The 12,570-nt window shown below is 71.6% G+C and carries 9 protein-coding genes; 3 read left to right on the top strand and 6 right to left on the bottom strand.

From position 1 onward, the window contains the following. Positions 1-20: 20 nt before the first annotated feature. The 6 genes from AB0I04_RS29780 to aceB all read right to left on the bottom strand — a co-directional run bounded on the left by AB0I04_RS29780 (position 21) and on the right by aceB (position 8,192). Entirely contained in the window at positions 21-746 is a 726-nt protein-coding gene (locus AB0I04_RS29780; RefSeq protein ID WP_360891515.1) for a hypothetical protein, read from the bottom strand. A 119-nt stretch (positions 747-865) separates the two neighbouring features. Next, positions 866-2,497, bottom strand: coding sequence for an L-lactate permease (locus AB0I04_RS29775; RefSeq protein ID WP_360891512.1), 1,632 nt, complete (start codon positions 2,495-2,497; stop codon positions 866-868). Between the two features lie 3 nt (positions 2,498-2,500). Then, positions 2,501-3,763 (bottom strand): heterodisulfide reductase-related iron-sulfur binding cluster, encoded by a 1,263-nt coding sequence (locus tag AB0I04_RS29770; RefSeq protein WP_360891509.1) that lies wholly within the window; start codon positions 3,761-3,763, stop codon positions 2,501-2,503. Further along, positions 3,763-5,109, bottom strand: a complete 1,347-nt coding sequence (locus AB0I04_RS29765) for an FAD-binding protein (protein ID WP_360891506.1) — start codon at positions 5,107-5,109, stop codon at positions 3,763-3,765. Before AB0I04_RS29765 ends, AB0I04_RS29770 begins: the two co-directional genes overlap by 1 nt. Then, positions 5,109-6,551, bottom strand: a complete 1,443-nt coding sequence (locus AB0I04_RS29760; protein WP_360891503.1) for an FAD-linked oxidase C-terminal domain-containing protein — start codon at positions 6,549-6,551, stop codon at positions 5,109-5,111. The genes AB0I04_RS29765 and AB0I04_RS29760 overlap by 1 nt, the downstream gene beginning before the upstream one ends. Before the next feature lie 39 nt (positions 6,552-6,590). Further along, complete coding sequence (aceB, locus tag AB0I04_RS29755) at positions 6,591-8,192, bottom strand: malate synthase A (protein ID WP_360891501.1); 1,602 nt, start codon at positions 8,190-8,192, stop codon at positions 6,591-6,593. 292 nt (positions 8,193-8,484) lie between these two features. On the opposite strand from aceB, the gene hflX reads away from it, so the two are divergent. The 3 genes from hflX (at position 8,485) to AB0I04_RS29740 (ending at position 12,544) form a co-directional block, all read left to right on the top strand. Next, the gene (gene hflX, locus AB0I04_RS29750; RefSeq protein ID WP_360891498.1) at positions 8,485-9,894 is read left to right on the top strand and encodes a GTPase HflX; all 1,410 of its coding nucleotides are present in this window, start codon (positions 8,485-8,487) and stop codon (positions 9,892-9,894) included. Between the two features lie 463 nt (positions 9,895-10,357). Beyond that, complete coding sequence (hutI, locus tag AB0I04_RS29745) at positions 10,358-11,569, top strand: imidazolonepropionase (protein ID WP_360891495.1); 1,212 nt, start codon at positions 10,358-10,360, stop codon at positions 11,567-11,569. Positions 11,570-11,830: 261 nt separating this feature from the next. Then, positions 11,831-12,544 carry a TMEM175 family protein gene (locus AB0I04_RS29740; RefSeq protein WP_360891492.1) on the top strand — a complete coding sequence of 238 codons (714 nt, stop codon included), beginning with the start codon at positions 11,831-11,833 and terminating at the stop codon, positions 12,542-12,544. Positions 12,545-12,570: the final 26 nt, after the last annotated feature.

Genomic DNA, 12,570 nt, shown 5'->3' with positions numbered 1-12,570 from the left:
TCATGGAACTCTCAGAGGGATCAGGGGAACTCGACCTGGACGGCCTGGCGGTTGGCGACGAAGCGCGGGTTCCAGACGTACAGTCCGATGTCGCCCGGCGGGGTCTCCTTCTTGACGCCCATGTCGGTGGCGACCCTGACCAGGTAGCTCGCTCCCGCCGGGATGTACTGGTCGCCCTCCTGCGACTTGGGCGGCGCGAACCCGAGCGTGTCGATGACCTCGGTGCTGTCGGGCAGTGTGCACATGTCCGAGGGCGCGCCCGGCTGCGGCATGCACCGGCCCGTGGCCGCGACGCCGTCTGGCAGGGCCGAGCGCTTGACGAACAGGTCGGCCGGGAAGTCGAGCAGCGCGGGATCGGTGCCGGTGTTGGTGATGACGTAGTCGACGTAGGCGAGGGTCGCGCCCTCCGGCGGTGGCGTCTTGGTGCCGGAGAGCGGCTTGTCGGCGGTGCCGGCCGCGACCGCGGCGATGTCGTAGACGTAGCCGTCAGGGGTGGTCAGGTCGAGCTTCGGGCCGAGCTTGAGCTGGGCGAGCGTACGACGGTGCGCGGGCCGCGCGCCGGCGGCGTTCGTGGTGGCCGCCATGGTGCCCGGCTCGTCCGCGGTTCGGCTTCCGTGCGATCGGAGAGTGAACATCAACCCGGCGACGGCGACCACTCCGACGACGCCTGTGACACCGCCCGCGATGGCGAGGCGGGCGGTGTTCCTGGCCTTCTTGCGCCGGTGTGAGCGGTGGCTCGCTGGCATTGATCTCCCGGTCCCCCGACGGTATGCGGGGCGGGCCTGGGCTCGCGCCGCGCGATTGATGAGGTTGAAAGATAGCAAAGTGTGTCGAAGGGGAGAATTACCGCAGCGGTGACGGATGGTCAGGGCACCATCCAGTCCAGAATGGCGTTCGCTTGCAAAAGGACAAGGACGCACATCCCGCCGAGAAAGACGAGACTCCAAATGATCACTCGGCGGAAGATATCGCCCTCCCGGCCGTCCAGCCCGACCGCCGCGGCGGCGATCGCCAGATTCTGCGGGGAGACCATTTTGCCGAGCACGCCGCCGGAGCTGTTGGCGGCCGCCAGCAGCACCGGGGACAGGTGGGCCTTGCCCGCGGCGGCGACCTGGAGCGCGCCGAACAGCGAGTTGGAGGAGGTGTCGGAGCCGGTCACCGCGGTGCCGAACCAGCCGAGGACGGGGGAGAGGAACGCGAAGAACCCTCCGGCGCCCGCCATCCAGGTGCCCAATGTGATCGTCTGCCCGGACGCGTTCATCACGAAGGCCAGCGCCAGAACGAGCGTCACGGTGAGGATGGCCCACCGTAGTTGCACCAACGTGTCCCGATAGGCGTGCAGCGCGCGGCGGACCGAAATCCGCAAAATGATCATGGTGAGCAGTCCGGCGACCAGCATCTGGGTGCCCGGAGTCGTCAGGTAGTTCAGCGTGAAGGTCTGCAGGGACAGCGGTTTGCCCGCCGCGTTCACCAGGTGCAGGCCCGGCCAGTGCACCGTCTGCGTCGCCTTGTCGACGGCGTTCTTGACCGCCGTTATCTGGCATACGACGAAGACCAGAATGATGATCGCGTACGGCAGATAGGCCCGCAGGACCTCCCGCGGGTCGTCCGGGCGGGCCACCCGCCGGGCGAACTCCGGCGTCAACTCGTCCGCCGCGCCGCCCGCCACCACCGCCTGCCTCTCCGGCCGCAGACGCGGCCGTACGATCGCCACCACGGCCGCCGCGGAGACCAGGGAGGCGACCACGTCGGCCAGCGGCACCGAGACGAAGTTCGACGTCACGTACTGCGCGACCGAGAAGGCGACCCCGCAGCCGAGCGCGGCCGGCCAGGTCTCCCGGACGCCACGGCGCCCGTCGACGATGCTCACCAGGATCAGCGGCACGAACAGCGCGAGGATCGGCGTCTGCCGCCCGACCATCGCGCCGAGCGTGTCACTCGACTGCGACGTCACCTTCCCGAGCGTCAGGATCGGCGTGGCCATCGCCCCGAACGCCACCGGCGCGGTGTTCGCGGTCAGCGCCAGCACCGCCGCCTTCAGCGGCCGGAAGCCGAGCGCGATGAGCATGACCGACGTGACCGCGACCGGCGTGCCGAACCCGGCGAGCGCCTCCAGCAGCGCCCCGAACGAGAACGCGATGATGATCGCCTGGATCCGCTGGTCGTCGCTGACCCGCGTGAACGACCGCCGCAGCACGTCGAAGTGGCCGGTCTCCACGGTCATCGTGTAGACCCAGATCGCGTTGATCACGATCCACAGGATCGGGAACAGGCCGAACGCCGCCCCCTCCGTCCCGGCCAGGGCCGCCTGGCCGACCGGCATCCCGTACGCCCAGATCGCCACCGCCAGCGCGACGGCGAGGGCGACGAGCGAGGCCGTCCACGCTCGCATGCGCACGGCGCCGAGCAGCACGAACAGCGTGAGCAGCGGCAGCGCGGCGACCAGTGAACTCCAGGCCAGTGAATGGGCGACAGGGTCGAGCACCTGCTGGAACATCGCTCACCTCCGGGAGAGGAATGACTCCTTGCCGATCCCCCGAATGGACGCGTCCAGGACCTCCGCCGTATGAGCCACCGGGAGGTCCTCGCTCTGCCTGCGCAGGGCGGTGGTGATCTGCAGGGTGCAGCCGGGGTTCGCGGCGACGAGCAGGTCCGCGCCGGTGGCCGCGACGTTCCGCGCCTTCCGGTCGCCCAGCTCGCCCGCCGCCTCCGGCCGCAGCAGGTTGTACACCCCGGCGGATCCGCAGCAGATCTCCGGGTCGGCGACCTCCCGGACCTCCAGCCCGGGGATGTCGGCGAGCAGCCGCCGGGGCTGCGCGCGGACGCCCTGCGCGTGCGCGAGGTGGCACGCGTCGTGGTAGGCGACCGACAGCTCCAGAGGGTGGCGGGTGGCGCGCGGGCCCAGGTCGGCCAGGAACTCCGCGAGGTCCCGCGTCTTCGCCGAGAACGCGGCGGCGCGCTCGGCCCACTCCGGGTCGCCCGCGAACACCGCGCCGTAGTCCTTCATCGCCGACCCGCACCCGGCGGAGTTGACCACGACGACGTCGACGTCCGCGAACGTCTCGATCGTCGCGCGGGCGAAGGCCCTGGCCTCCTCGTCCCGTCCGGTGTGCAGCGACAGCGCCCCGCAGCAGCCCTGGCCCTTCGGGAGGACCACGTCGCAGCCCTCCATCGCGAGCACACGGGCGGTCGCGGCGTTGACGCCGGGGAAGAACTCCCGCTGCACGCACCCGGTGAGCATCCCGACGACGGCGCGGCGCTCGCCCCGGGCGGGGACGCGCTCGGGCAGGCGGACGTGCCGGGCGGGCGGCGGCGTCAGGCGTTCCATCGCGGCGAGCGTGGGGGAGAGGCGCTCCAGCAGCGGCGTCAGGTTCAGGTTCAGCCGCCGGTACGCGCGCAGCGGCCCGCGCATCGCCCGCAGCCGCCGGGGATAGGGGAACACCGCGAAGATCGCCTCGCGCAGCAGCCGCTCCCCGCGCGACCGGGGGTGGTCGTCCTCGACCCGGGCCCGCGTCATCTCGATGAGCCGGTCGTACCGGACCCCGGACGGGCACGCGGTCACACAGGCCATGCAGCCGAGACACCGGTCGAAGTGCTCGATGGTCGACGCGGTCAGCGGACCGCCGCGCTCGAGCTGGTCCATGAGGTGGATGCGGCCGCGCGGGGAGTCCATCTCCTCGCCCCACAGCACGTACGTCGGGCAGGTCGGCAGGCAGAACCCGCAGTGCACGCAGTCGTCCAGCAGCTCCCGGAACTCCTCCATCAGATGCCCCCCGCGAAGCGGCCCGGCGCCAGGCGGTGCCCGGGATCGAACTGGTCCTTGACTCGGCGCATCAGCGGCAGCGCCGGGATCGGCCCCCACCGGTCGAGCCGGGCGCCCGCCGGCGCCGCGAGCGCGACGGCGGTGCCGTGGCGGCGCAGCCGCGTGAGCGCCTCGTCGGCGCCGCCGGCGGGCAGTGCCGCGTGCCACACGCCGCGCCCGGCGGAGCCGCGGATCCGGGCCCCGCCGTCCGGCAGCTCGGCGAACAGGTCCGGGAGGGCGGTCGGCAGGGCCCGGACCTCGGCCAGGACCTCGCCGTCGGGGAGCCGCGCCCACCATTCGGGCGGGTCCTCGCCGATCCGGCCGCCGATGAGGCTCCGCGCCGCCTCCGCCCGGGGCGGCACCCCGTCGGGCACCCCTTCGAGCAGGACCGCGACGGTGATCGGATCGGGGCCGTCCACCTCGATCGCGGCGGGGACCAGCGTCGAGTGCAGCACGGCCTGGGCCATCTGGAGGGCCTGGGCGGGATCGGCGGCCGTGGCCGAGAGGTACGCGGTCGCGCGCGGCAGCGGATGCAGCCGGAACGCCGCCTCGACGATCAGGCCGAGCGTGCCGTACGAGCCGGTGAACAGCTTGCCGAGGTCGTACCCGGCGACGTTCTTGACGACCTTGCCGCCCGCGTGCGCGACGACGCCGTCGGCGCGGACGACGGTGATGCCGATCAGCAGGTCGCGGGCCGAGCCGTACAGCAGCCGGCGCGGCCCGGCGACGCCGGTCGCCAGGACGCCGCCGACGGTGCCGCCCGGCGGCAGGAGGTCGAGGGCGAGCTGCTGTTCCGCGCCCGCCAGGACGCCGCGGAGCTCGTCCAGCGGCAGGCCCGCCTCGGCCTTGACGACGAGGTCCCCGGCGGCGTGCTCGACGATCCGGCCGAGCCGGCGGGTGTCCACGAGCAGGTCACAGCCGTCCGGCGGCGCGCCCCAGTGCATTTTGGTGCCCGCGCCGCGCGGCACGACCGTGAGCCCGTGCTCGGCCGCCGTACGCATCAGGTCGGCCGCCTCGGCGACCGTTGCGGGCGCGGCGACGTACGCAGGCGTGACGCCCGGCGACGTGACGCCTGACGGCGTGACGGCTGGGGACGTGACGCCTGACGGCGTGACGCCCGGCGACGTGACGCCTGACGGCGTGACGGCTGGGGACGTGACGCCTGACGGCGTGACGCCCGGCGACGTGACGCCTGACGATGTGACGCCGGGGGACGTGGTGCCCGGCGGTGTGACGCCCGGCACGGCGTCGGTCGCCTCGCCGGGGCGGACCTCGCACGCCTTCGCCAGGGCGTCCAGGGCCTTCATCAGAACAGGTCCGCCTTCCCGCTCTCGACCAGCGGATGCACCCCTGTGCGCCGGCCGGGGACCTCGCCGCACAGCCGGGGCGTGGGGTACACCTTGCCCGGGTTGCACAGCCCCGCCGGGTCGAACGCGCACCGCACCATCTGCATCGTGTCCAGGTCCTCGCTGGTGAACATCCGGGGCATGTGCTTGGCCTTGTCGATCCCCACGCCGTGCTCGCCGGTGATCGAACCGCCGTGTTCGATGCACAGGTCGAGGATCTTCCCCGAGACCTCCTCGGCGCGTTCGCCCGCGCCCGGCTCCGAGCCGTCGAACAGCACGAGCGGATGGAGGTTGCCGTCGCCGGCGTGGAAGACGTTCGCGACGCGCACGCCGTGCTCGCGGGAGAGCGCGTCGATGCGCGCGAGGACCTCCGGCAGGGTCGTGCGGGGGATGACGCCGTCCTGCACGATGTAGTCCGGGCTGATCCGCCCGACGGCGGCGAACGCCGACTTGCGGCCCCGCCAGATCAGCCCGCGCTCGGTGTCGTCGGCGGCGACGCGGATCTCGAACGCCTGCCCGCACAGCTCCTTCACCCGGGCGAACTGCGCGTCCACCTCCGAGGCGGGCCCGTCCAGTTCGACGATGAGCACCGCGCCCGCGCCCGGCGGGTAGCCGCAGCGCACGGCCGCCTCGGCCGCCTCGATGGACAGGGCGTCCATCATCTCGATCGCGGCGGGCACGACCCCGGCCGCGATGATCGCCGAGACCGCCTCGCCGGCCCGCTCGATCGTGTCGAACCCGGCCAGCAGCGTCTGCACGGTCTCCGGCAGGCGCGTCAGCCGTACGGTGACCTTGGTGGTGATGCCGAGCGTGCCCTCCGAGCCGACGAACGCGCCGAGCAGGTCGTAGCCGGGACCCTCGGTCAGCTCGACGATCTCGCCGTCCGGGGTGACGACCTCGCAGGCCAGGACGTGGTTGACGGTGAAGCCGTACTTCAGGCAGTGCGCGCCGCCGGAGTTCTCCGCGACGTTGCCGCCGATCGAGCAGACCTGCTGACTCGACGGGTCGGGGGCGAAGTAGTAGCCGTACGGCCGCGCCGCCCGGGTCACGTCGAGGTTGATCACACCGGGCTCGACGACCGCGCGCTGGTTGGCGGCGTCGACCTCCAGGACGCGCCGCATCCTGGAGGTCACGATCAGCACGCCGTCCGTACGGGGGAGCGCGCCGCCGGACAGGCCGGTGCCCGAGCCGCGCGCGACGTACGGCACGCCTTCCGCCGCGCAGGCCCGGACGATCGCCGCGATCTGCTCGGCGGTGTCCGGGAGCACCACGATCCCCGGTGTGGCGCGGTGGTAGGTCAGGCCGTCGCAGTCGTACGTCGCCAGCTCGGCGGGATCCGTCAGGACGCTCCCCGCGCCGACGATCCTGCTGAGCCGTTCCGCGAGCGCGTCAAGCCGTGCCATACCACCCATACTCACCCTTTTCCCGAAGATCGGCGAGGGTCACGGCATGCGTTCGTATGCCGGGAGGGTGAGGAAGTCGGCGTAGTCGTCGGCGAGCGCCACCTCCTTGAACAGGCTCACCGCCTCGGCGAACCGCTGCTCGTCGAACGCGTCGCCGTACGATTCGCGGATCTTGCCGAGCTCCTCGTCGATGATCCGCTCGACCAGGTCACGGGTGACCTTCTGCCCCTCGGCCAGGTTCACGTCGTTGTGGATCCACTGCCAGATCTGGGAGCGGGAGATCTCGGCGGTCGCGGCGTCCTCCATCAGGTTGAAGATGGCGACCGCGCCGTTGCCGCCCAGCCAGGTGGCGATGTACTGCAGGCCGACGCTGATGTTGTTGCGCAGCCCCGTCTCGGTGATCTCGCCGGGGGTCTTGTCGACGGCGAGCAGGTCCGAGGCCGAGACGGACACCTCCTCGCGGAGCCGGCCGAGCTGGTTCGGCCTGTCGCCGAGGACTCCATCGAAGATCTCCCGGCAGACCGGGACCAGGTCGGGGTGGGCGACCCAGGAGCCGTCGAAGCCGTCGTTGCTCTCACGGGTCTTGTCGGCCCGGACCTTCTCGAACGCGGCCTTGTTGACCTCCTCGTCGCGCCGGGACGGGATGAACGCGGCCATGCCGCCGATCGCGTGCGCGCCGCGCTTGTGGCACGTACGGACGAGCAGCTCGGTGTAGCCGCGCATGAACGGCGCCGTCATCGTGATCGCGTTGCGCTCCGGCAGCAGGAACTGCCGGCCGCGGGCGCGGAACTTCTTGATGACGGAGAACAGGTAGTCCCAGCGCCCGGCGTTCAGCCCCGCGGAGTGGTCCCGCAGCTCGTACAGGATCTCCTCCATCTCGAACGCCGCCGGGATCGTCTCGATCAGGACGGTGGCCCGGATCGTGCCGCGCGGGATCTCCAGGAGGTCCTGGGCGAGGTTGAAGGCGTCGTTCCAGAGGCGCGCCTCCAGGTGGCTCTCCATCTTCGGCAGGTAGAAGTACGGTCCCTTGCCCTTGGTCAGCTGGCGGCGCGCGCAGTGGAAGAAATAGAGGCCGAAGTCGAACAGCGAGCCCGACATACGCTTGCCGTCGACGAGGACGTGCTTCTCGTCCAGGTGCCAGCCGCGCGGGCGGACGACGATGGTGGCGAGCTCCTCGTCCGGCTTGAGGCGGTACGACTTGCCGCCCGTCTCGAAGTCGATGGTGCGGTCGAGCGCGTCGCGGAGGTTGAGCTGGCCGCCGACCATGTTCTCCCACAGCGGCGTGTTGGCGTCCTCGAAGTCGGCCAGCCACACCTTCGCGCCGGAGTTGAGCGCGTTGATGGTCATCTTCCGGTCGGTCGGACCGGTGATCTCGACGCGGCGGTCCTCAAGTCCCGGCGCCGGCTCGGCGACCCGCCAGGAGTCGTCGTGGCGGACGCCCGCCGTGTCCGGCAGGAAGTCCAGCGTGCCGCCGCGGGTCAGCTCCTCCTGACGCTCGGCGCGCTTGTGCAGCAGCTCCTCGCGGCGGGCGCCGCACTCTCGCTGCAGGGCAGCGAGGAAGCCCAGCGCCTCGGGCGTGAGGATCTCGTCGTAGCGCTCGTGGACGGGGCCGGTCAGCTCCACGCCGTCAAGTCCGGGCATCGAAGCCGCCTTTCGTATAGTGAAATTATTCTTCTGCTTAATGGAAACGATATTAAGATCGTCGTAGCTCGGTCAACGGTGAGCCCGGCCACCGGCGCCGGGGCGTACCGGCCCTGGTGAGGGCGAAGGGTGTCCCCACATCGGCGGGCGCGCAGGGATATCCCTGCCCCGGTGGGGAACGGTCACTCCGGGCCGGACACGGCCGCGCCCGGAATAAGCAGGTGTGCTCGGGACCCGGGCATGGCAGCATCAGGGAAGATCCGGCGACGTTCCGGCGTTGACATGGGGGAACATGACGAACTTTCCTTACGAAGAGCCAGAGCAGACGCCGCTGACCGGCGAGCTGGACCTGGAGGACCGCCAGGCGCTGCGGCGTGTGGCCGGCCTGTCGACGGAGCTCAGCGACGTCACCGAGGTCGAATACCGCGCCCTGCGACTGGAGCGCGTGGTCCTCATCGGGGTCTGGACCGACGGCGACGAGGCTCAGGCCGAGAACTCCCTGCGCGAGCTCGCGCTCCTGGCCGAGACCGCCGGATCCGACGTCCTCGAGGGCATGGTCCAGCGGCGTTCCAAGCCCGACCCGGCGACCTACATCGGGTCCGGCAAGGCGGCCGAGCTGCGCGACGTCGTGATCTCCACCGGCGCCGACACCGTGATCTGCGACGGCGAGCTGACGCCTAGCCAGCTCCGCCAGCTGGAGGAGATCGTCCAGGTCAAGGTGATCGACCGGACCGCTCTGATCCTCGACATCTTCGCCCAGCACGCCAGCAGCCGTGAGGGCAAGGCGCAGGTCGAGCTGGCCCAGCTCGACTACCTCCTTCCCCGCCTCCGCGGCTGGGGTGGCAACCTGTCCCGGCAGGTCGGCGGCCGCGCCGCCGGCGGCGTCGGCATCGGCGGCCGTGGCCCCGGCGAGACCAAGATCGAGCTTGACCGGCGGCGGATCCGGTCCCGCATGGCCCGGCTGCGCCGCCAGATCAACGAGATGGGCAAGGCCCGCGACACGAAGCGGTCCCGGAGGCGCGCCCGCCAGGTCCCCTCGGTGGCGATCGCCGGATACACCAACGCCGGCAAGTCCAGCCTGCTCAACCGCGTAACGGGGGCCGGAGTCCTCGTCGAGAACGCGCTGTTCGCCACCCTGGACCCCACGGTCCGGCGGGCGAGCACGCCGGGCGGCCGGGCGTTCACGATCACCGACACTGTCGGGTTCGTCCGTCACCTGCCGCACCAGCTGGTGGAGGCCTTCCGCTCGACGCTGGAGGAGGTCGCGGACGCCGACCTGATCCTGCACGTCGTCGACGGCTCCGATCCGGCCCCGGAGGCGCAGATCGCCGCGGTCCGCGAGGTGCTGCGCGAGCTCGGCGCGGACGACGTGCCCGAGCTCATCGTGATCAACAAGGCCGACGTGGCCGACGCCCTCTCCCTGGCCCGGCTGCGGCGCCACGTGCCGCGCAGCGTCGTCGTCTCGGCGCGCACCGGACAGGGCCTGGACGCCCTCCTCGAAGCGGTCGAGGAGCAGCTCCCGCGCGGCGACCACGAAGTGCACGTCCTCGTCCCGTACGAGCGCGGCGACCTCGTGGCCCGGGTGCACGACCTCGGCGAGGTGCTCTCCCAGGAGCACACCGCCGACGGCACCGCCCTCCACGCCCGCGTCCCCGCGAGCGTGGCCGGCGAGCTGGAGCCGTACGTGACCACGCCCGCCTGAAGGCAGGCCTGGGCACGCGACCGGCGAACTGAGCCGTACTCGGACGGCGCGTGGCCGGCGAGGTGGCACCGTACGTCACCACGTCCGCCTGACCGTAAGGCCGGACGGCGGGGTCCGAATTCGGGTCCCGCCGCCCGGTGAGCCCGGCCCCCTGTCGATTCCGTCGTTCGGTCCGGCGAAGGGTTGGGAGTGAGGTATCGTCAGTGCACCTGTAGCAGTCGGCCGCTGGGCGGTTTGGGGAGCGGTATGTGGCGTGAGGCTGTACAGCGTGGCCTTTCGTGCACTACGGTGACGAAACCGATATCCCCGGGCTCGTTGCTCCAGGTGGTCGGCTGATCACCCCTTATCCGATTTGGGTCCGTCGGCAGTGCCGCCGGCGTAATCGAGCGAGAGCAGGTGACCCGCTGCATGGCGTCCGGACACCTTTCACCGGCGCGCGACCGCAGAATCGGGCGGTGACGCGATGACCGTGCGTTTGCTGACGAATATCGGTCGGCTGTGGACCGGCACCGATGTGTGCAGCAACGCCGCCATTCTCGTGCACGACGACCGGATCGTATGGGCCGGTCCCGCCTCGGACCTTCCGCAGAGCGTCCCCGGTGTCATCGACGACATCGTCGATGTCGACCACGTCGAGAACCTCGGTGGCGGCCTGGTGACCCCGGGTCTCATCGACGCGCACTCGCACCCGGTGTACGCCGGTAACCGCTGGGCCGAGCTGGCCATGCGGACGAGCGGGTCGTCCAACAACGAGATCGTCGCGGCGGGCGGCGGGGTGGCCTCCACCGTCACCGTGACCCGTGGCACCGATCCCTGGACACTCTGCAACAACGTGCGCGAGCGGCTCCGGCAGTGGATCTGCGCCGGCACGACCACGGTCGAGGCGAAGACCGGATACCACCTCACGCGCGACGGCGAGCTGGCCGACGTCCGGATGCTGCGCTCGCTCGAGGAAGAGCCCTCGATGCCGCGCATCCACGCGACGTTCCTCGCCGCGCACATGCTGCCGCCGGAGTACTTCGGCCGCCGCCGCGACTACATCGAGGCGGTCCGCCTGTGGGCCGGCGACGCGGCCGCCGCGGGCGCCGACAGCATCGACGTCTACTGCGACGAGGGCCACTTCACCGCGGACGAGGCCCGCGTCCTGCTCATGACCGGCCAGCGCGTCGGCCTGAAGGCGCGCCTGCACGCCTGCGCCAACGAGCGGGTCGGCGCCGCCCAGGTCGCGGCGGAGGTCGGCTGCGCCTCGGCCGACCTGCTCACCGAGGCCAACGACGACGACATCAAGGCACTGCACCACGGTGGCGTCGCCGCGACGGTCTGCCCCGGCAGCGCCCTGCACAACGGCCGCACCCCGCCGGTCCGCGCCATGCTCGACCGCGGCGTCACCCTGGCCTTGGGCACCGACCACAACCCCGGTCAGTGCGGCATCACGTCGATGCCGCTCGTGATCGGCCTGTCGGTCGCGATGTTCGGACTCAGCGTCAACGAGGCGCTCCGCGCGGCGACCCTCGGCGGCGCGGCCGCCCTCCGGGTCTCCGACCGAGGCGCGCTCGTGCCGGGCATGTACGCCGACATCGTGCTGTGGGACGCCGACCACGAGGGCGCGTTCGCCTGGGCGTTCGGTCTCCGCGCGCTGCGCGTCTGGCGCGGCGGCGTCCCGGTCCAGCCGTAAGGCCCCTGGCCCGCGTGGCCGGGTAACCTCGCGCGCGTGCGGTGGGTGTCCTCGGCCCGGCGAGGGCATCAGTTGGAGGCAGTACGCCGGGAGTAACGTGTTCGGCCGGATGCCCACCGCATCCCACGTGCGGATGTCCGGTGACGGCGACCACCGAGAGGGGGACCACCGCTCGAGTCGGCCGGCGAACCCAGGGGTCCGCGACCCTCCCGTCCGCGTACGATGCGGCTCCACCGTTCCTCTTCGTTGGAGTCGCCTGTCGTGTCCGAGCGCGTTGATGAGACTGAGGAGATGGCGGAGGCGATCGCCCCTGGACGGCTGGCGGCGTTCAGCGACGGCGTGATCGCGATCGCCGCGACGCTCCTCATCCTCGAGGTGAAGGCCCCGCCCGCCGGGGAGGAAGTGTGGCCGGCACTGCGTCACGAGTGGCCGGCGCTCGCGGCGTACGCCGTGAGCTTCCTCGTCATCGGCATCGCGTGGATCCACCACCACAACATGTTCCACCAGGTGCGGCGGGTCGACCGTGGCCTGCTCTTCCTGAACCTTGGCATGCTGGCCACCCTGGCCTACCTGCCGTTGCCGACCGCGACGCTCGGCAACCACCTCACCGGCCACGACGCCGTCCCGGCCGCCGTGTTCTACTCGGCGTCGGTCATGGTGTCGGCCGTCTGGTTCACCCTGCTCTGGAACCACCTGTGCGCGCGGCCGTACCTGCTGCATCCGGCCGCACGGGAGTTCGCCCGCGAGGCCCGCCGCAGGTCGCTGCTCGGGCCGGTGTGCTACCTCCTCGCCGCCCTGCTCGCCTTCGTCAGCCCGGTCGGCTCGCTGATCCTCAACGCCGCGATCATCCTCTACTTCATCGTCGGCCGCCGGTCCCCGGCCTCCCGGGTCCAGCGGCCCGCCCCGGCCTCGGCCGCCGGCTCAGAAGAAGATGACGCGGCCAGGGACGGTGAGCCGTCCTCCGACGCTCGCTGATCGGCCCGCCGTTCCGCCCGCCCCGG

It is taken from the genome of Actinoallomurus sp. NPDC050550 (genome assembly GCF_040655075.1).
In the GTDB taxonomy this organism is placed as follows: Bacteria; Actinomycetota; Actinomycetes; order Streptosporangiales; family Streptosporangiaceae; genus Actinoallomurus.
The sequence above is the reverse complement of the archived record's forward strand: the minus strand, read 5'-3'. Positions and strand labels throughout refer to the sequence as shown.